We start from the raw sequence: 20,209 nt of genomic DNA on the forward strand, positions 1-20,209 counted from the left end.
AACATATACCATAAGCTATCGAAATTTTTTTTAGATGGTGAATGACATGACTGGTGTGACAAATCCAGTGATAACCATTAAGCGGGGACTTGATATCCCGATTGCTGGTGAACCACTACAGCAAATAGACGGCGCGTCTAAAACCACCCAAGTGGCACTCATTGGCGAAGAGTACGTCGGCCTAAAACCAACCATGATGGTTGAAGTGGGCGACCGTGTGGCTAAAGGTCAAGTTTTATTTGAAGATAAGAAAACGCCAGGCGTGCTATTTACCGCACCTGCTAGCGGCGTAGTTTCTGCGATTAATCGTGGTGAACGCCGTGTATTACAGTCGGTTGTGATTGACTGTGATGCTGAGCAAGCGACTGTAAAGGTGTTCGCGCCAACTGAATTGACAAGCTTAAACCGTGAAACCGTTCAACAAGGTCTAATCGACAGTGGCTTGTGGACTGCGTTTAGAACTCGTCCTTTTTCACGGGTACCACAACTTGATGCGACCCCTGCGGGTATATTTGTGACTGCCGTTGATACCAATCCATTAGCGGCAGACCCTCGGGTGGTGATTGCCACTCAGCCACAGGCTTTTGAGGCGGGTTTATATGTATTAAGCCTATTAACTTCTGGCAAAGTGTACTTGTGTCAGGATGACGGTGAATCGTTACTGTCTGCAACATCTGAATACGACTTATCTCGTGTAAGTGTTCAAGGTTTTAACGGTGTACACCCCGCAGGCTTAGTCGGTACTCATATTCATTATGTATTGCCAGTCAGTGTTGAACGCCAAGTGTGGCACTTGGGTTATCAAGACGTGATAGCGTTTGGCAAATTGTTTTTAACCGGCGAATTATACACAGACCGTATCGTCGCGTTGGCAGGCCCTAATGTATTAAAACCACGTTTAGTGCGAACTCAATTGGGCGCTAAGTTAAGCGAATGGGTCAAGTCTGAAATTGATCAACGTCAGTCGCGCATTGTGTCTGGGTCGTTATTGTCAGGCCATACAGCTGCAGGCGTTTATGATTATCTTGGTCGATTCCATAACCAGGTGAGTGTATTAACTGAAAATGATCGCCAGGAAGTATTACCTTGGGTACGTCATGACAGCAATAAGTTTTCGCTCACCGGCCTCATGATGTCTGGCTTTAGCCGCACCAAAAAATTATTTGATTTTACCACTCATGCTGGTGGCTCACCCCGCGCCATGATGGCGTTTGGTCGACTAGACCATGTGATGCCTCTGGATATTTTACCCATCTTACTTGTGCGTGATTTAGTGGTACGCGATACCGACGAAGCACAGCTGCTTGGCGCATTAGAGCTAGATGAAGAAGATTTAGCTCTATGTACCTTTGTGTGCCCAGGAAAATATGATTTTGGTAAAGAACTTCGTGCTTGCCTAGATATTATCGAGAGGGAAGGTTAATGAGTCAGCAACAGAAAAAGCCCAGCCAAGATAGCTATTACGCTCATGGCGACTCGATGCGTAGCTTCTTACGTTCATTATGGATTGCCAATGGCCGTAGCACTAAAGGCCATGTGCATATTCGTGATGCCATTGATGTTAAACGCACTATGCACATTGTGGGTATGTGTTTATTTCCTGCCATGTTATTTGGTATGTACAACTTGGGACTGCAAGCCCAGGTGGCCATTATGGCCGGTGCTACGCAACCTGAAGCATGGCAACTGGCTATTTATCACTTACTGTTTGGCCCGTTAACGGAAAGCTCAGGTTTAATCAGTTTATTTGCCTACGGTGCCAGTTTTTATGTGCCATTTTACCTCACCGCATTGGTGGTGAGCCTAGTGTGGGAGGTGGTATTTGCCAAAGTACGCCGCCAAGAGTTACATGAAGGCTTCTTTGTTACTGCGCTATTGTTCTCGTTGATTTTACCGATTTCAACACCGTTATGGATTGTGGCGCTAGGCCTCAGTTTTGGTGTGATTGTGGCAAAAGAGATGTTTGGTGGCATGGGGTATAACTTTTTAAACCCTGCGTTGGCGGGTTATGCATTTATCTATTTCGCTTACCCAACTGAAGTGGCAGCGTTAAGTCAATTTGTGGCGGTAGATGGCTATTCTGGTGCAACCACCTTAACCCTAACAGTGGCTAAAAAGCTCAGTTTTGTCGATGCAAGCTGGTTTAGTGTGTTTAGCGACAGCACTTGGTGGGATGCGTTTTTAGGTTTTACGCCAGGTTCTGTTGGCGAAACTAGCACCTTAGCGATTTTAATCGGTGGCGGTATTTTACTGCTGACGCGTGTCGCTGATTGGCGTGTTGTGGCTGGCGTGATGGTTGGGATGATCTTAACCGTAGTGTTGTTTAACTACTTTGGCTCAAGCAGAAACCCAATGTCAGCCATGCCGTGGACGTGGCACCTAGTGACAGGTGGTTTTGCCTTAGGGATGATGTTTATGGCGACCGATCCGGTTACCGCCTCATACACCCGCAAAGCTAAGTTTGCTTATGGTTTTATGATTGGTTTGATGACCATTATTATCCGTTTACTCAATGCCAAAATGCCTGAAGGCATTATGTTAGCGATTTTGTTTACCAATTTATGGGCACCGTTATTCGACTACCTAGTCGCTCAAGCCAATATCAAACGGAGACTAAAACGTCATGGCCTTTAAAAAAGATACCGTTACTGGAACTATGATTTTTATTATCGTTTTAAGTTTGGTTTGCTCGTTTATGATCACAGGTACCGCTGAGATTTTAAAAGAGCGTAAGCTGGCTAAAAAACGTGATGAAGTACAGCAGTTTGTACTAAAAGCGGCTGGCATTGATATTAGCCAAGGTGACTTTAACGCACTGTTTGAACAGCGAGTTAAGCCTAAAATGGTGAACCTAGCCAGTGGTCAAGTCTCCGAAAAGGACAACTTACTCGACTTCGACGAGCGTATGGCGGCCATTAATCCTGAGACGTCAACTAAACCTAAAAAAGACATCGCCAAAATTAAAACCATGGCGACAGATATCCGTATTTTTGAGGTTTACGATACTGATGGGCAGTTATCAAGCATCGTGATGCCGATTTATGGAAAAGGTTTATGGTCGATTATTTATGGTTATATGGCGATTAAACCTGACCTTAACACCATAGAAAATATCGTGTTTTATGAGCACGGTGAAACCCCTGGTATTGCCGATTTTGTTACCGACCCACAATGGTTGGCGTTATGGCAGGGGAAAAAGCTGTTTGATACAAAAGGCAAAATGGCCATTAAAGTCATCAAGGGCGGCGCTAAAGAGGGTGATATTCACGGTATTGATGGTGTCAGTGGTGCAACACGTACCGGGGTAGGGATTCAACGTTTAGTTGAGTTTTGGTTTGGCGTTGAAGGGTATCAAACCTATCTACACGCTATTGCTGCGGAGGGTAAATAAATGAGCCAAGTCAGTTCGACTCGCGAGATTTTAACATCGCCAATTTTTACCAATAACCCTGTTGCTATGCAGGTACTGGGTGTGTGTTCAGCATTGGCGGTAAGTAACTCAATGCAAACGGCATTAGTGATGACCTTAGCCGTGACCTTTGTATTGGTGTTTTCAAACTTAATTATCTCCAGTATCCGCCACTTTATTCCTAACAGTGTGCGTATTATTGCGCAAATGACCGTGATTGCTTCATTGGTGATTATCGTTGATATGGTGTTGCAAGACGTAGCGTATGAACTATCAAAACAGTTATCTGTGTTTGTGAGTTTAATCATTACTAACTGCATCATTATGGGCCGTGCAGAAGCCTTTGCCATGAAACATCCACCGCATTTAGCGTTGGTTGATGCATTAGGTAACGCCATGGGGTATGGCTTAATTTTGTTAGGTGTCGCATTTGTACGTGAACTATTAGGCCGTGGCAGTTTGTTTGGTCATGAGATATTAACCACCATCGGAAACGGTGGTTGGTACCTTGCCAATGAAATGTTCACGTTACCGCCTAGTGCATTCTTTTTAATTGGCGTGATGATTTGGGCCATTAAAGTCGTTCAGCGTAAGCGCAGTTAAGGAGGCATCATGGAACACTATATTAATTTATTTATCCAAGCTGCATTTATCGACAACATGGCCCTGTCATTTTTCTTGGGCATGTGTACGTTTCTTGCGGTATCTAAAAAGGTGTCTACCGCCTTTGGTTTAGGGATTGCCGTTATTGTGGTGATGATGTTGGCCGTGCCATTAAATCAAATCATTTACGTCAATATTCTTGCGCCTGGTGCATTAGCCTGGGCAGGCTTTGCTGAACTGAATTTAAGCTACTTGCAACTGATTACCTTTATTGGGGTGATAGCCGCATTAGTGCAAATTTTAGAAATGTTTTTAGACCGTTACATTCCAACTTTGTACCAGTCGTTGGGGATCTTTTTACCGCTATTAACCGTAAACTGCGCCATTTTTGCAGGGGTCATTTTTATGGCTAACCGCGATTATGACTTAACGGAATCGGTGGTATTTGCTTCAGGTTCGGCTGTGGGTTGGGCGATGGCGATTGTATTACTTGCAGGCTTACGTGAGCGGATGAAGTTTCATGCTATACCCGATGGTTTACAAGGTATTGGTATTACCTTTATTACCACTGGATTGATGGCACTTGGGTTTATGTCTTTTGCTGGCATCACGTTATAACGCATTGATAAGAAGGGCTATGTAATGGAAATGGCAATAGGTATAGGCATGTTTACCATTGTGGTATGCATCCTAGTAATGGTGATTTTACTTGCCAAGCGTAAGTTAGTCAGCACTGAAGATGTCACTATTAGTATTAACGGTGATGCCGAAAAAACGGTAAGAACGCCAGCGGGCGACAAGTTGCTGGGCGCATTAGCAGGGCAACAAATCTTTATTCCTTCGGCGTGTGGCGGCGGCGGCACGTGTGGCCAATGTCGCGTTAAAGTTAAATCGGGCGGTGGTGATATTTTGGCTACTGAGCTTGACCATATCACTAAAAAAGAAGCCAAAGAAGGTTGTCGTTTAGCGTGTCAGGTCGCTGTGCGTACCGACATGGAACTGGAAGTTGACGAAGAAATCTTTGGGGTTAAAAAATGGCAATGTGAGGTTATTTCAAATGATAACCAAGCGACATTCATTAAAGAATTGCTGTTAAAAATCCCAGATGGCGAAGAAGTGCTATTTAAAGCTGGTGGTTATATTCAAATTGAAGCGCCAGCTCATGAAGTGCGTTATGCCGATTTTGATATTCCTGAAGAGTATCGTGGTGACTGGGTTAAATACGGGTTGTTTGACTTGGTGTCTAAGGTGGATGAAGACGTTTTACGTGCTTACTCAATGGCAAACTACCCAGATGAAAAGGGCCGCATTATGCTTAACGTGCGTATTGCAACCCCGCCAAAAGAAGGCGTACCACCAGGTAAAATGTCGTCGTACATCTTTAATTTAAAAGCGGGCGACAAGGTCACCATTTCAGGACCCTTTGGTGAGTTCTTTGTTAAAGAGACCGACGCAGAAATGGTGTTTGTTGGCGGTGGTGCAGGTATGGCGCCAATGCGTTCGCACATTTTTAACCAATTAAAAAGTGTTAAAACCAAGCGTAAAATGAGCTTTTGGTATGGCGCGCGCTCAACTCGTGAAGTGTTTTATCAGCAAGATTTTGATCAGCTGGCCGCCGAAAACGATAACTTTGTGTGGCATGTCGCGCTGTCGGATCCACTGCCAGAAGATAACTGGACGGGTTATACCGGCTTTATTCATAATGTGTTGTATGAGAACTACTTAAAACAGCATAAAGCGCCAGAGGATTGCGAGTTTTATATGTGTGGTCCTCCCATCATGAACGCCTCTGTTATCGCGATGCTAGAGAGTCTGGGTGTTGAGTCTGAAAACATCTTACTCGATGACTTTGGTGATTAATCTACGCCACAAATAACAATCCCCAACGTGATAAGCGTTGGGGGTTTTTTATGCAGCAGACTTTAAGCAATAGGATTAACTTAAGCGCTCAGAAAACCTCAAACAGCGCATAACTTCATCTTTATTAAAACTGAGCTCTTCTCCATTTTGCTCGCTTGTTAATAAGCTTTCACGAGCGTAACGCCTTATTGTTGTCGGCGTTTTGTCCAGTATCTTGCAGACTTCATCTAAAGTTAAATAATCATTGTCAGTCATATTCACCTCCATTTTACGGTTTGCTAGTTAACCTGAGCTCAGGTTAGTTAACTTTTATCAAATAATACGGTGTCGCCTTTGTGTTTTATCAGTCCAGAATATTGTTAAGAGCGGTGAGGCGTGGTTAGGTTCTTTATTCATGATTCCGGTCGTGCATCATTACATTACTGATCATTCTGGTTGCAGGGGCTGCTTGTGGCGCTAAAGCGACTTGATACATAGCCTCTGCTACTGTTTCAGCGTTGATTGGTTGATATTGTCGTAAAGGACCCATAAATAACCACGAAAAGCCCCCTAAAAGCACCTGACCAATATCTTCTAAAAAGCGGCTCTCTTCACGTTTGCCAAGTAATAAACTGGGTTGAAAAATATTTAAGACAGGGAGGGCGAGGGTCATCAGCGACTGCTCTAATTCACCTTTAACTCGGTTATAAAAGACAGACGACTTAGCGTTTGCCCCGTGGGCGGTAACCACTAAAAATTTTAACGAAGGGTTGCCCTGGGCTTGACATAATTTTGCAAAGGCCAGCACTGACAGTTTGTCGACTTGAATAAAGGCCTCTTCGCTGCCAGCTTGTTTAATTGTTGTCCCTAAACAACAAAATGCATGATCAATTTTGTCGGTCAATGTGATCTCGTGTAACTCATCGAGTTGGCAGGCAATAAATTGGACTTTTTCTGCGCCAAACTGATGCTCAACTAAAGCCGGTGTTGAGCGACCGATAACGATAACTTTACTGTAGTGTTCACTTTCTATTAATTGGCTGAGTAACGCCTTCCCCACTAAGCCAGTCGCACCCATTATCGCTGCAATCATATAATCCTTTATTAAGCTAAATATTGAATTGATGTTGTTGAATGTAATCTGTCGTTGTTTAGGTTTCAATAAGAATATTTGTATAGCATTTTTTGTTATGTTTGTTAGCTTAGGGCAATGTTTTCAATCGGCTCATTTTTAAGGACTTGTTATGACTGCGCATTTGCCGCTTACCGATTTTATAGAATACCCTCAAGATGAAATGCTAAAACGTGCGCAAGAAAACTACCAGCAAGTGAAACGTCGTCACTCAATACGGGCCTTTTCTGATCGCGCAGTCCCTCAAGCTATTATCGAGCAATGTATCTTGGCCGCTGGCACCGCACCTAACGGCGCTAACCATCAACCTTGGCATTTTGTGGCTATTAGCAGTCCTGAGAAAAAAGCACAAATTCGCCAGCAAGCTGAAGCATTAGAGCAAGCTTTTTATGCCGGCCGAGCCGGTGAAGAATGGCTCGATGCCTTAAAGCCTTTAGGCACGAATGCCAGTAAACCTTATCTAGAGCATGCGCCGTGGTTGATTGCCGTATTTAGTCAAAAACGCACTGAAGAGGCTGGTGCGCAAAAGACCAATTATTACGTGCATGAGTCGGTTGGTATCGCGACTGGCTTTTTAATTCAGGCGCTGCATCATGCTGGGCTTGCTACGTTAACTCATACCCCTAAGCCAATGAGCTTTTTAAGTAAGGTGTGTGGCCGTAACAACGATAATGAACGGCCTTATATGCTCATTATTGCTGGCTATCCTGCAGAGAATGCCACAGTCCCACAACATGCCTTGGATAAAAAGCGCTTGACTGAAATTTGCGACTTTATCTAAGCTTAATCATGATATTTGGTTGTATTTTGTTTCATCTTGTTAAAGCGTATTGGGGTTTGCTAAAGTAAGTCATTATCGATAAGGATTAATGCTAGACTTTTTAGTGTATAAATAAGCGTATTAAATGGAGTTAATATGAATGTAACAAGCTCGCTACTGATATTTGCATTAGGGGGCATGGTGTCCATGCTCGCTGAAGCTGACAACCAACAGACTCAATCTACCCAAGGTGACCTAGTCGAATTATCCATAACACTTAATGACCATTCTATTGGCTTAAGTTGTTTACCTAAAACCCAAGCGGCCAGTATCAATGCTGATTGGGTGGTTGAATGTAATCGATTGGCCTATGAATACTTATTGGCAAGATCTGCAGAAGGTATGGCGTTTCAACGTCAAGTGAATGAAAAACCTTTTGGTATGGCAGCTGACTTTATTGCCACTAATTTGATGCAAGACCCGACTCGTTTTAAGGCGGCACATATTTCTCAAGAGTTTGAATTTATAATTAATAAAACTTAAATGATTGTTGTAAATAGAATAAAAAAGCGCCTTTATGGCGCTTTTTTATTATTTGTATAATGATGGAGAGCCTTTAACTGGCCTGGTTTTAAAACGTCGATGAAGCCACATGTATTGGTTTCTATTACGATTAATTAATTGCTCAACAATTTGGTTGCCGCGAATAGCGTCATCGGTTTCGTTGTCGCCAGGGAAGTTGTCGAGTGCGGGCATGATTTCGAGATTATAACCTGTGTCATCGGCGTTCCGTTCAACAAAGAAAGGCAATACATTGGCTTTACCTAGCCTAGCCAGTGAGGTGGCGCCGGTAATGGTTGCCGCGTCTGGTACGGCAAAAAAGGGAATAAACACTGCACTTGAGCGGCCAAAATCTTGATCGGCGGTATACCAGATAACATCAGGGGTGCGTAAGCTGCGGATCATTTGGCGTACATCACGCTTAGGCACTAGGCCTTTATTAGAGCGCAAGCGACCTTTTACCTGTAAATACTCCATTACTGGGTTGTTATGGGGTCGATAAACGCCAATCCCGGGGGCAAATTGGCCAAAAATACGTGCGCCCATTTCAAGTGGTAAGCAATGCACGGCAAATAAAATCACTCCTTTGCCACTCGCTAAACTGTTACTGACATGCTCTGTACCTTTTATGGTCATGTGTTTTTGAACACGCTCATTAGACCACCACCAAGCATTAATGGTGTCGAATAGTGCTTTGCCGGTTTCTTCAAAGGTATTATCAAGGAGTTGCTGCTTGTCTGTTTCGCTCATATCGGGGAAACATAACGCGATATTGCGACGAGCGGTGTGCACACGGCCTTTTGCGAATTTTTTAACCAAGCGGCCAATGGCACTGCCCATTTTCATTTGCCAACGCAAGGGCAATAATAAGGTGGTGCGCATTAATAATACGCCAAACCACATAGGCCAATGTTTAGGATGATATAAATCAGAAGAAAATTCGGCTTTTTCGACCACAGATGACTCGTCTTGTTCTCAAAAATTATTTGTTATTCTAACTCATTATTCTGATGAAAATTAGGTACAATTGCGGTTAAATTTTTGCAACACAGTGAATACACAATGAAGGTTTCTCTGCCAGCGTTTGAAAACGCGCGTATTTTAGTGATTGGGGATGTCATGTTGGATCGCTATTGGGTGGGTCCAACTGGGCGCATTTCTCCCGAAGCGCCTGTGCCTGTTGTTAAAATTAACCAAATTGAAGATAGGCCCGGCGGTGCGGCCAACGTGGCATTGAATATTGCCGCATTGGGCGGCCAAGTGCAGTTAGCTGGGCTTGTGGGACAAGACGAAACCGCTGAAGCATTAACCCAAGGCGTCAAAGTGTTTGGGGTTGAGCCGCAATGGTTAACCGTTACTGATAAGCCAACGATTACAAAATTACGGGTGTTGTCTCGTAACCAACAATTAATCCGTTTGGATTTTGAAGAGTCATTCGACAAAGCCAGCAGCCAAGCATTGTTTGAGCAAAGTGAAGCGATTTTAGATCACGTTGATGTGTTAGTGCTGTCTGATTACGCCAAAGGCGCGATTAACGAACCCAAAGACTTTATTGCCAAAGCTCGTGCCAAAGGCGTGACCGTATTGGTTGACCCTAAAGGCCATGATTTTGCCCGCTACCATGGTGCGTCACTTATCACCCCTAATATGAGCGAGTTTGAGGCTGTAGTCGGCAGTGTGACGAGTGAAAGCGATCTGATTGAAAAAGCGCAGGCATTAATTAAGCAACATGACTTTAAAGCCATTTTAGTGACACGTTCTGAAAAAGGCATGACCTTGGTATCTAAAGACCAGCCTGAATTGCATATTCCTACCGTTGCCCGTGAAGTGTATGACGTAACTGGTGCGGGAGATACGGTGATTTCTGCATTAGCCACATCAATTGCCGCAGGAGCCACTTTAGCGCAAGCATGTGCGATAGCGAATACCGCCGCCGGTGTGGTTGTGGGCAAACTCGGCACCTCGACCGTGAGTCGTATTGAGCTGATACAAGCGTTAGCGCAGAACCATGGCGAGTCAGGTTTTGGAGTAATGACAGAAGACCAATTGGCTTACGCTATGGAACAAGCGCGTTTGCGTGGTGAGCGTATTGTAATGACTAACGGTTGCTTTGATATTTTGCATGCAGGCCATGTGAGCTATTTGCAACAGGCTAAAGCCTTAGGGGATCGCTTAATTGTGGCGGTGAATAGCGATGATTCAGTCACGCGCTTAAAAGGCCCTGGTCGCCCAGTGAATCCGGTTGATCGCCGCATGGCTGTGCTTGCTGGCTTGGCTGCGGTTGATTGGGTTGTGCCTTTTTCTGAAGATACCCCACAACGCGTGATTGCTCGTTTATTACCTGATGCTTTAGTGAAAGGCGGTGATTATAAAGTGGAAGACATCGCGGGCGGTGCAGAAGTGATTGCTGCTGGCGGCAAAGTTGAAGTGCTTGGTTTTGAAGATGGCGTGTCGACCACGGCGATTATTCAAAATATCATGTCTAAAAAGTAGATTATGACTTTTCACTGGCAATGGTTATTCGCTAGCCTTATCGGTTTCAGTGTTACTGTTGCCAGTGCCCCCCTCTCAGATAAACCGTTATCAATGAACGCATCGGCTCATACTGCGGTGAACGCATTTAAGCCGATACCAGACTCAACCATCTCGCATCATCAGCAAGGTTATTTTACCGATATCGCTAACAAACGCGCGTTAGTGTGTTATGTGGCAACCTTAAATGATTGCTTGCAATTGTTGCCGATGCATTTACGCCAGCAAACAGTATTTTCTCGCGCGGCGATACGTCACGCCATAGGCTATAAAAGTGCCATGGTGTTGTCAGCTCGTGATAACGCCATCGCAGGGGTAATAGTGCTTAACCCCAGTAAAGATATTGCAGAGCAAAGTGGCTCGATCGGGATCACGACTTACCAATTACCTTTAAAGCAACAGGCGCAGCTTACCTTATGGCATGAGCTAGGGCATTTGTATAATATTGACTTGCAACAGACCTTACTGCCCAGTTCGCTATCAGAGTATCAACATGAATGGTTAGCCGATATCTATTTACTTTGGCGCATTGCCCATCATTATCCGCAGCTCGATTTAGCTTGGCAGCAGTTTCATCGCCGAAACTTAGCGCTCATTAATGACAGTGCCAATTTATCTCATTGGAGCGCCCCGCAGCTACAAATAGCATTAGCTCACTATAACATTGAACAGTTACAGCAGTTTGTTCGTTATGAGGAATTTATTGCCGCCGTTTATCCTTTAATGCCGTTGTGGTCAGAGCGTGATATGGCTGAGTTTTCAAGCTTAATACAACGCACGTTTGGCGCGGGGGTAGTGCAACCCTTACCGGGCTATATGTTTTGGCGTCAACCTAAACTAGTTGAAGTATTATCGCCAACCCTTGAGGCGTTAATGGGCAAAGATAATGCACAGCTTTGGTTGCAGCAGCAATTTCGGGCTGTTAAATAATTTGTAACTTTATGTGAATCTCGTCTATTGACATATTTTTTTACCGTATGACACTGGTTTGTTGGCAGGTTCTATAACCTTTGATTTTAAACAGGTAAATCAATCGTTATCGCGATAATATTCTGATTTGTACTGACTTTCTGGATATTGTACGGTTAAATATGTTGTAAATTTGCTGATTCTTAGCAGAATTTTCTAGTGTGGTCTGGTAAGCTCTTGCACCAAAATAATTAGAGAGACCCATGTTTATGGCCAAGCGTTCACGAGTTGAAACTGAGTTAACCGTTAACCAAATTTTAGATGAAGCCTTTAAACAAATCCTCACGATTGGTTTTGAGGCTATGTCTTATACCACCTTATCTGCAGCAACTGGGATAAGCCGAACGGGTATTAGCCATCACTTTCCGCGTAAAACGGAGTTTTTAGTGCGTTTAGATGAACGCATAGGGCAGTTTTTTATTGAGGGATTAGATTTCTCCTCAATCGCACAATTAAAGCAATCTTGGTTCGCACTGATGCAACACCCAGAGCGCAAAGCTGTGTTAAAACTGTTTTTAAGTTTATGTAGCAGTAATGATGACAATATTAAAACGCTCAAATCGTTAAATATTGTTAGAGACACTGCCGTAGGGCAATTTGCAGAGGTGGGAGGCCAATGCATTGAGCAGCTCATTGGACACAGTGCTTTAGCACTGTTTAACGATGGGCAAGCTACGCAATAAACGATCGAATGAAGTGTCAGTTTGGCTAAAAATTTGTTTTACCCTGTAAGTAACGCATCGGTATTTAAATTGGCGTATGATCAATAAAGTATCGACATACCAATATTGAGTTGAGTGGTTGACGGGAATCGTTAGCTTACACAACAAGCAATAACTTTATGGTATATCACGCGAGCAGCATCTATCGGTGTTGCTCGCGTTTTACGCTATACCTAATCAGCCATAATGTGTTCTATTCAGCAAGAATTGACACGTGTTAAGGCAAGGCGCTAGCTCTTTTTACGACTCTCATAGCGTTCACACATTTGCTGAGCTTTTTCGTCGTCGTATTCACGTAGGCCACTTAGTACCAGTGTTTTTACCCCGCTGCCAATCACTTTTCCTTCACTGTGAAGCTCAAAGGTTAAGGTGACATCGCCGCGCTTGCCATTAATCGCTAATGATTGCTCAGCCAAATGTAAACTTATGGTGCTGAAGTTAAAATGGTCAAGATGGAACGACATGCTTTCGTAAATAACCAATGGGCGCTCTGGGTTAATCATCACTTGATGTTGTTTCATCATTGGCATTAACACATGGATAAAGTTTAAGCCTGAAAACGCCACGTAACTTTTTATAAATGCCGCGGTTTGCACGTCGCATTTACACACTTCACCTTGGCGTTCAATGTGGAGATATTCTTTGCCTTTGGTGTCGCAAATACTAAACTGATCAGTGACGTTTTTATCCAGATGCAGTTCAATATTGTCACCGACCATACCTGCAAACTTAAATTGCATATTTTGGCTTAAACCATATTCAGTCAGCACTAAAGCAAATAACAAATCTCCCGGCACACAAAAACGCTTTGCGCCCACATCGTGAATGGGGTTGAAGTCCTCGGCGACCTTTTTGGCAAAGTCACTGGCTTGTTGAGCTGAAATAAACACACTTTGATCTTGTTTTGTAAAGTAAGGTGATAAAAACATAAAGAATTATTCTTATTGGTCAGTTGTCTGCTAATGCACCACAGCGGTTTGTATCTGATTATGCAGTAAAAAACATAAATTGGTGCATTAATATTTTTAATAAAATGTTTGATTGAGCGAGAGTTTACTGCAAAAAGTCAAATAAACTCACCCGATGACTAGGGCCTATTGAGTGTTTGTCGTGTTCGATTTCACAAAATCTTGATTTAAATATCGTGGGCGGGGTATTGCACTTTGCTTTAAATATTTTTTTGATAAAAAGATTTACTGCTACCAGAACATGACGTTATGTTTACCGTGTTTTTTTACGCTGTACATGGCTTTGTCAGCCTGCTCGCAAACATGAGTAAACTCATCGAGTTCATCGAATAAACTAATGCCAATACTTAAGCCTATGTTGATGGTTTCACCATCGAGTTCCAGCGGCGAGCGGTATAAATCTAAAAAGATATTAGCCATTTCTGTGAGTAACTCAACGTCATTGCATTGGGTTAAAATGACAAACTCATCTCCGCCAAAACGCGCCACATGAAAGCTTTCCTGGTTAGCTTTAGCGTCGCCTGGGTTAAATAACTGTTGGCAAGTGTGTAATAGCTGATGTGCAATATGAATTAGCAAGTTATCGCCATAGCGATGGCCTAAATGGTCATTAACGATTTTAAAGCCATCCAGATCAATGAAACATAACGCGCCACAATTATATTGACGGTTTTGTTGTTTTTGCTTTTTGAATGCTTTGACTAACGCGGTGCGATTAAGCAGGTTAGTGAGCGGATCCCGGTGAGCCAGTTTAGCTAACTCTTCTTCGTAGCGTTTTTCTTTAGTTATATCAACATGGGCCCCCATGATCCGCAGGGGCTGGCCATTGATGTCATGTTCAATAATCCGGCCACGGTCAGACACCCAAGCGACAGTACCATCTTTGTGGATCATACGGTGCACGGCTTGGTAGGTTTCAGCTTTGCCGGCAACGTGACTCTCGAATGCTTCGATGACCCAGTCTTTATCATCGGGGTGTAAGTTACCTTTCCAGCTGTCGATATGTGCGGGCAGTTCTTGACGGGTAAACCCGAGAAGCTGGCCCCATTGTTGATTAAAAATAGTCAAATTACCGCTTGGGATATGTTGCTCCCATAAACATAGGCCTGTGCCATCTAGAGCTGCATTGAGTTGCTCATTAACCCGTTTGTTCACTAGGGTGAGGTGGCTATTCTCGCGCTCTAGTTGCTTAATTTTGAGCTTGTATTGCTCAATTTCAAGCTGAAGCTGAGTTATGTTGTCCTGCACTGCCATTGCTAAGCGATAATCCTTTTAATCCGGTACCAAGTAGTTTAGCTAATTATTAAATAAAAAAATACCAGCTATTAAGCTGGTATTGTTAGGTGCTGACTAAACGCTAAAGTGCTTTTAGAATCGCTTCTACACTGTCTTTAGCATCGCCAAACAGCATTTGGGTATTGTCTTTAAAGAACAATGGGTTTTGTACACCGGCATAACCTGTGTTCATTGAACGTTTAAAACCAATGACGTTTTGTGCTTTCCACACTTCGAGTACTGGCATACCGGCGATGGGACTATTTGGATCTTCCATCGCAGCAGGGTTAACCGTATCGTTGGCGCCAATCACTAAAACGGTATCAGTGTCGCTAAAGTCTTCATTGATTTCGTCCATTTCGAGCACGATATCGTAAGGCACTTTAGCTTCTGCAAGCAGTACGTTCATGTGGCCGGGTAAGCGCCCTGCAACAGGGTGAATACCAAAGCGTACCTTAATGCCTAATGCACGTAGCTTTTTAGTGATTTCTGCTACAGGATATTGCGCTTGCGCAACCGCCATTCCGTAGCCCGGTGTGATGATGACTGAGTCTGATGCTTTTAGCATTTCAGCGACATCTTCAGCACTGGTTTCACGGTATTCGCCAACCGTATCATCACCTGATGCGGCAGCACTGTCGTTACCGAAGCCACCGGCAATCACTGAAATAAACGAGCGGTTCATTGCTTTACACATAATGTAAGACAGAATCGCACCCGATGAGCCCACTAGTGCGCCCACCACAATCAGTAAGTCATTTGATAGCATGAAGCCCGCTGCTGCAGCTGCCCAACCTGAATACGAGTTCAGCATCGATACCACTACAGGCATGTCTGCACCGCCAATTGAAGCCACTAAATGCCAGCCAAATGCAAAGGCAATTAAGGTCATTAAAATTAACGGAGTGACTGCGCCGCCAGCTTGTACAAACATTACCATCAAAATGAATGAAACGACTACCGCTAGCAAGTTAAGCTTATGGCGGTGCGGTAACATTAGTGCTTTTGATGAAATAAGCCCGCGTAACTTAGCAAAGGCAACAATAGAACCGGTAAAGGTCACTGCACCAATAAACACGCCTAAGAACACTTCAACTAGGTGAATGTTGAGCATTGCGCCAGTTAAGTGTTCAGCTTGCTGTACTTGGCTCGCTTCAACAAAGGCAGCTTTAGCAGACTCTAAAGTTGTATGTAAGTCTTGACCTAATACCAAGACAACCTCTGATACTTCATGAGGTTGAATATCAATAAAGCTATTAAAGCCTACTAATACTGCAGCTAAACCTACAAAACTGTGCAAAATGGCGACGAGCTCTGGCATTTCAGTCATTTCAACTTTCAATGCTAAGCGGATACCTATTGCACCACCAATCACCATGGCGAGAATGATCCATTCTACGCCGCTTGTAGCAGGATTGAGTATGGTGGCTGCAAGAGCAATTGCCATACCAATAATGCCAAATAAATTACCATTTTTAGCCGTTTCTTGTTTTGATAACCCAGCTAAGCTGAGAATAAAAAATACCGCGGCAACGATATAAGATGCTGTAACCAGTCCTTGAGACACGATATTACCCCTTAATCTTTACGGAACATCTTCAGCATACGCTGAGTGACGGTAAAGCCGCCAAAGATGTTAATACTGGCGATAAGCACCGCGACAAACGCAAGAGCAGTGACAAGGGCAGAACCTTGACCTATCTGCAATAACGCACCTACTACAATAATGCCTGAAATCGCGTTAGTGACCGACATCAGTGGCGTATGTAACGCATGCGATACGTTCCACACCACGTAGTAGCCTACAACGCACGACAAAATAAACACGGTAAAATGTGATAAAAACTCCGCAGGCGCGACAGATGCCACCGCGGCGAAGCCAGCAATGCCGAGTGCACCTAAGATGTATTTAAGCTTTGACGGTGCTTTTTCTACTTTTTCGGCTTTAGGTTCAGCGCTGGCAGCAGGTTTGGTTGGCGCTGCTGATACTGAAATGGCTGGTGGTGGGAAGGTAATCTCGCCGCCACGAGTCACGGTCATATTGCGCATCACCACATCATCAAAGTCGAGTACTGCATTGCCGTCTTTGGCTTTACACATTAACTTCATTAAGTTAACAAGGTTAGTGCCATAAAGTTGCGATGATTGTGCAGGTAAACGACCTGGAAGGTCGGTGTAACCCAATACTTTAACGCCGTTGTCGGTAATAAAGCGCTCACCACTGACGGTGTATTCACAGTTACCACCGGTTGCTGCGGCTAAATCGACAATCACTGACCCCGGTTTCATGGTGTCGACCATGTCTTTGGTGATAAGCTTTGGTGCAGGGCGACCCGGAATTAACGCAGTCGTAATGATAATGTCGACTTCTTTGGCTTGCTCGGCAAATAACGCCATTTCAGCAGCAATAAACTCATCGCTCATGACTTTGGCGTAGCCGTCAGATGATCCGCCTTCTTTGTTTTCAAACTCAAGCTTTAAGAAACTGCCGCCCATTGACTCAATTTGCTCTGCCACTTCTAAGCGGGTGTCAAATGCACGAACGATAGCGCCTAGAGAACCTGCCGTGCCGATAGCAGCAAGACCTGCTACACCTGCTCCAATAACTAAGACTTTGGCTGGAGGGACTTTACCCGCTGCGGTAATTTGTCCTGTAAAAAAGCGCCCAAATTCATGTGCGGCCTCAACAACTGCACGGTAACCACCAATGTTAGCCATTGACGATAATGCATCAAGTGATTGCGCACGAGAAATACGTGGCACCATGTCCATTGCCATCACAGTAATGTTTTGGCTTGACAGTTTTTCAACGAGCTCAGGGTTTTGCGCTGGCCAGATAAAACTGACTAATGTGGTGCCCGATTTCATTTTTGCAATTTCTTCATCGGTCGGTGCATTGACTTTAAAAATAAAGTCAGCCTGATACACGTTGTCGACTACATCTGCCCCAGCGGCCTCAAATGCAGCATTATCAAAGCTTGACTTAACACCTGCCTGTGCTTCGATTGCCACACTAAAGCCGAGCTTTTTTAGCTGTACCACAGTGGCAGGAGTCGCCGCGACTCGAGTTTCACCTTCGATACTTTCTCTCGGTATTCCAATCTGCATGACTGTTTCCTGATGGTTAATAAAAGACGGTCTATTGCTTGCCCCATCAATAGACTATTCCGTTTGAGTATTACTTGTTCCACATGGGCACTTAGCGGGTAGAAAAAGTGCAGCATATGGCCATTGAAGTTGGATAAACTATTTAATCAATGGCGTTGCGATGGCATAACGATATTATAACCGCATGTCGTTTTACTCAGAGAACAATCAACATGATAGTTTTTCATTAGTTAATTGGACCTCCTAGCTTGCGACATGAGGTGTGTTCGGTACAAGTGCCTAAGGGCGAATTCCTCGTTTTAAATCGAGGTAATTTAAAAACTTTTAACTCCGCCACACTTTTGTAGCGTAAAAAAACGCCTTTGCATATTCCTAAATGGTATAAAAAATTATCTTTTATTCTTTTTTGGTTTTCAAACCTAGTAGTAAGCTAACTGACATTACACTGTTATAAGGCCGTCTTATGTTGTTAAAAGAACTTTCAGCGTTAGCGTCGCCATTGTCTCAAGGGCAAGTCGACAAGCTAAAACAATTCACATCAGAATTATCGTCTGTGCAACTTGCATGGGTTAGTGGTTATTTGGCCGCAAGTGCAAGCCAGAGCCAAACAACAGGGGCGACAGTTGCAGAAACGTCTGCGGCACAAACAGTGACCATTTTATATGGCAGCCAAACAGGCAACGGCCGTGGTGTTGCGCAGGCACTTGCTGCCAAAGCACAGGCACAAGGTTATACGGTTAACCTTACGTCAATGGGCGAGTACAATGTACGTCAATTAAAGCAAGAAACGCTGCTATTACTTGTTGTGAGTACTCATGGCGAAGGTGAAGCGCCCGACGATGCGATTGAGTTACATAAGTTTTTGGCCTCAAAGCGTGCGCCTAAATTAGAAAACTTACACTATTCGGTATTGGCGTTAGGTGACTCAAGCTACGAGTTTTTCTGCCAAACCGGTAAAGATTTTGATGCGCGTTTAAGTGCATTAGGTGCTAAAGCGTTATTACCTTTAGTTGAGTGTGATGTTGACTACGAAGATGCCGCTGCACAATGGCAAGACAGCGTAATAGAAGCGGCTAAGCCTCATATTCAAACCTCAGGTGCTAGAGTCACAGCTATCGGCACGACTGCAATCGCAGGTCAGAGCCAATACACCAAGCAAAACCCATACAGCGCAGAAGTGCTTGTGAGCCAAAAAATTACCGGCCGTGATTCTGACCGTGACGTACGCCATGTTGAGATTGATTTAGGCGAGTCAGGGCTAACCTACAAAGTGGGTGATGCATTAGGTGTGTGGTTTAGTAACAACGAAGCCTTAGTGGATGAAGTGATCAGCGGCCTTGATTTAGACGCTGATGAAACGGTGACAGTATCAAAAGAGTCTTATTCATTAAAAGCGGTATTAACAGACAAAAAAGAATTAACTCAGTTATACCCTGGCCTTGTTAAATCTTGGGCAGAATTGAGTGGCAGTGCTGAACTGGCTGCCATTTGTGAAGACAAAGAGCAAACCAGACAATTTATTTTAGCAAATCAGCTAGCTGACTTAATTGCAGCTTACCCTGCCAAAGTCAGTGCAACACAGCTTGTCGACATGCTGCGCCCATTAACACCACGCTTGTATTCTATTGCCTCTAGCCAAGCAGAGGTTGAATCTGAAGTGCATTTAACCGTGGCATTGGTTGAAGATGAGCGTCAAGGTCATGCTCGTTTTGGCGGCGCATCGCACTTTTTAGCCTCAGCAGAAGAAGGCCAACAGGTTAATGTATATGTTGAGCCTAACAACCATTTCCGTTTACCAGAAAATCCACAAACCCCAGTGATTATGGTTGGGCCTGGTACGGGTGTGGCACCATTTCGCGCCTTTATGCAGCAACGTGTTGCTGACGGTGTGTCGGGTAACAGCTGGTTATTCTTTGGTAACCCACACTTTGAGCAAGATTTCTTATACCAAGTTGAATGGCAGCAGTATCTTAAAAACGGCGATTTATCGCGCCTAGATGTCGCATTCTCACGCGATCAAGCTCATAAAGTGTATGTGCAACATCGCATTGCTGAACAAGCCGAAGCCTTGTGGCAGTGGTTACAAAATGGCGCCCATGTTTACATCTGTGGTGATGCAGAACGCATGGCAAAAGATGTACACCAAGCATTAGTGAATATTGCGGTTGAACAAGGTGGCTTAAGCGCTGATGACGCCGAAGCATACTTTGAAACACTACGTAGCGAAAAACGCTATCAAAAAGACGTGTACTAAATTCGACCCGGTTGTGAGTTTACTATCGCAACCCAATCGCACTAATGAATTGAACAGAATTGAGAGAGGCGCAGGCC

19 protein-coding genes are annotated in these 20,209 nt (G+C 44.1%); 12 read left to right on the forward strand and 7 right to left on the reverse strand.

The window, feature by feature from the left end; translation table 11 throughout:
• Nucleotides 1-46: 46 nt before the first annotated feature.
• Genes PQR79_RS19460 through nqrF form a run of 6 tightly spaced genes read left to right on the forward strand, consistent with a single transcriptional unit; the run spans nucleotide 47 to nucleotide 5,872 of the window.
• A complete protein-coding gene (locus tag PQR79_RS19460; protein ID WP_238107695.1) occupies nucleotides 47-1,423 on the forward strand; it encodes a Na(+)-translocating NADH-quinone reductase subunit A in 1,377 nt (458 codons plus the stop codon).
• Nucleotides 1,423-2,634: an NADH:ubiquinone reductase (Na(+)-transporting) subunit B gene (locus PQR79_RS19465; RefSeq protein ID WP_238107694.1), complete on the forward strand. Its 1,212-nt coding sequence runs from the start codon at nucleotides 1,423-1,425 to the stop codon at nucleotides 2,632-2,634. Before PQR79_RS19460 ends, PQR79_RS19465 begins: the two co-directional genes overlap by 1 nt.
• Nucleotides 2,624-3,391 carry a Na(+)-translocating NADH-quinone reductase subunit C gene (locus PQR79_RS19470; RefSeq protein WP_238107693.1) on the forward strand — a complete coding sequence of 256 codons (768 nt, stop codon included), beginning with the start codon at nucleotides 2,624-2,626 and terminating at the stop codon, nucleotides 3,389-3,391. The genes PQR79_RS19465 and PQR79_RS19470 overlap by 11 nt, the downstream gene beginning before the upstream one ends.
• Complete coding sequence (locus PQR79_RS19475) at nucleotides 3,392-4,012, forward strand: NADH:ubiquinone reductase (Na(+)-transporting) subunit D (RefSeq protein ID WP_238107692.1); 621 nt, start codon at nucleotides 3,392-3,394, stop codon at nucleotides 4,010-4,012.
• Between the two features lie 9 nt (nucleotides 4,013-4,021).
• A complete protein-coding gene (nqrE, locus tag PQR79_RS19480) occupies nucleotides 4,022-4,630 on the forward strand; it encodes an NADH:ubiquinone reductase (Na(+)-transporting) subunit E (protein ID WP_238107691.1) in 609 nt (202 codons plus the stop codon).
• A 24-nt stretch (nucleotides 4,631-4,654) separates the two neighbouring features.
• Complete coding sequence (gene nqrF / locus PQR79_RS19485) at nucleotides 4,655-5,872, forward strand: NADH:ubiquinone reductase (Na(+)-transporting) subunit F (protein WP_238107690.1); 1,218 nt, start codon at nucleotides 4,655-4,657, stop codon at nucleotides 5,870-5,872.
• Nucleotides 5,873-5,947: 75 nt separating this feature from the next.
• Here the strand turns inward: nqrF and PQR79_RS19490 are convergent, their stop codons facing one another.
• The gene (locus PQR79_RS19490) at nucleotides 5,948-6,127 is read right to left on the reverse strand and encodes a helix-turn-helix domain-containing protein (RefSeq protein WP_238107689.1); all 180 of its coding nucleotides are present in this window, start codon (nucleotides 6,125-6,127) and stop codon (nucleotides 5,948-5,950) included.
• 133 nt (nucleotides 6,128-6,260) lie between these two features.
• Nucleotides 6,261-6,944: an NAD-dependent epimerase/dehydratase family protein gene (locus tag PQR79_RS19495; RefSeq protein ID WP_238107688.1), complete on the reverse strand. Its 684-nt coding sequence runs from the start codon at nucleotides 6,942-6,944 to the stop codon at nucleotides 6,261-6,263.
• Between the two features lie 151 nt (nucleotides 6,945-7,095).
• On the opposite strand from PQR79_RS19495, the gene PQR79_RS19500 reads away from it, so the two are divergent.
• Complete coding sequence (locus PQR79_RS19500; protein ID WP_238107687.1) at nucleotides 7,096-7,764, forward strand: nitroreductase family protein; 669 nt, start codon at nucleotides 7,096-7,098, stop codon at nucleotides 7,762-7,764.
• Nucleotides 7,765-7,899: 135 nt separating this feature from the next.
• Nucleotides 7,900-8,286 (forward strand): hypothetical protein, encoded by a 387-nt coding sequence (locus tag PQR79_RS19505; RefSeq protein WP_238107686.1) that lies wholly within the window; start codon nucleotides 7,900-7,902, stop codon nucleotides 8,284-8,286.
• 48 nt (nucleotides 8,287-8,334) lie between these two features.
• Here PQR79_RS19505 and PQR79_RS19510 read toward each other — a convergent pair whose 3' ends face one another.
• A complete protein-coding gene (locus PQR79_RS19510; RefSeq protein ID WP_238107685.1) occupies nucleotides 8,335-9,261 on the reverse strand; it encodes an LpxL/LpxP family Kdo(2)-lipid IV(A) lauroyl/palmitoleoyl acyltransferase in 927 nt (308 codons plus the stop codon).
• Nucleotides 9,262-9,366: 105 nt separating this feature from the next.
• On the opposite strand from PQR79_RS19510, the gene hldE reads away from it, so the two are divergent.
• The 3 genes from hldE (at nucleotide 9,367) to PQR79_RS19525 (ending at nucleotide 12,488) form a co-directional block, all read left to right on the forward strand.
• Nucleotides 9,367-10,797 (forward strand): bifunctional D-glycero-beta-D-manno-heptose-7-phosphate kinase/D-glycero-beta-D-manno-heptose 1-phosphate adenylyltransferase HldE, encoded by a 1,431-nt coding sequence (gene hldE / locus PQR79_RS19515; RefSeq protein ID WP_238107684.1) that lies wholly within the window; start codon nucleotides 9,367-9,369, stop codon nucleotides 10,795-10,797.
• Nucleotides 10,798-10,800: 3 nt separating this feature from the next.
• Nucleotides 10,801-11,766 carry a hypothetical protein gene (locus PQR79_RS19520; RefSeq protein WP_274408627.1) on the forward strand — a complete coding sequence of 322 codons (966 nt, stop codon included), beginning with the start codon at nucleotides 10,801-10,803 and terminating at the stop codon, nucleotides 11,764-11,766.
• Nucleotides 11,767-12,014: 248 nt separating this feature from the next.
• Complete coding sequence (locus PQR79_RS19525; RefSeq protein ID WP_238107711.1) at nucleotides 12,015-12,488, forward strand: TetR/AcrR family transcriptional regulator; 474 nt, start codon at nucleotides 12,015-12,017, stop codon at nucleotides 12,486-12,488.
• 269 nt (nucleotides 12,489-12,757) lie between these two features.
• On the opposite strand, the gene PQR79_RS19530 is transcribed toward PQR79_RS19525, so the two are convergent.
• From PQR79_RS19530 to PQR79_RS19545, 4 genes are all read right to left on the reverse strand, one after another.
• A complete protein-coding gene (locus PQR79_RS19530) occupies nucleotides 12,758-13,456 on the reverse strand; it encodes a DUF3581 domain-containing protein (RefSeq protein WP_238107682.1) in 699 nt (232 codons plus the stop codon).
• 270 nt (nucleotides 13,457-13,726) lie between these two features.
• Nucleotides 13,727-14,749: a sensor domain-containing diguanylate cyclase gene (locus tag PQR79_RS19535; RefSeq protein ID WP_238107681.1), complete on the reverse strand. Its 1,023-nt coding sequence runs from the start codon at nucleotides 14,747-14,749 to the stop codon at nucleotides 13,727-13,729.
• Between the two features lie 103 nt (nucleotides 14,750-14,852).
• A complete protein-coding gene (pntB, locus tag PQR79_RS19540; RefSeq protein WP_238107680.1) occupies nucleotides 14,853-16,337 on the reverse strand; it encodes a Re/Si-specific NAD(P)(+) transhydrogenase subunit beta in 1,485 nt (494 codons plus the stop codon).
• 11 nt (nucleotides 16,338-16,348) lie between these two features.
• A complete protein-coding gene (locus tag PQR79_RS19545; RefSeq protein WP_238107679.1) occupies nucleotides 16,349-17,878 on the reverse strand; it encodes a Re/Si-specific NAD(P)(+) transhydrogenase subunit alpha in 1,530 nt (509 codons plus the stop codon).
• A 463-nt stretch (nucleotides 17,879-18,341) separates the two neighbouring features.
• Between PQR79_RS19545 and PQR79_RS19550 the strand changes: the two genes are divergently transcribed.
• Nucleotides 18,342-20,132, forward strand: coding sequence for an assimilatory sulfite reductase (NADPH) flavoprotein subunit (locus PQR79_RS19550; RefSeq protein ID WP_238107678.1), 1,791 nt, complete (start codon nucleotides 18,342-18,344; stop codon nucleotides 20,130-20,132).
• Nucleotides 20,133-20,209 lie beyond the last annotated feature (77 nt).

It is taken from the genome of Shewanella metallivivens, from assembly GCF_028750675.1.
Classification (GTDB): domain Bacteria; phylum Pseudomonadota; class Gammaproteobacteria; order Enterobacterales; family Shewanellaceae; genus Shewanella; species Shewanella metallivivens.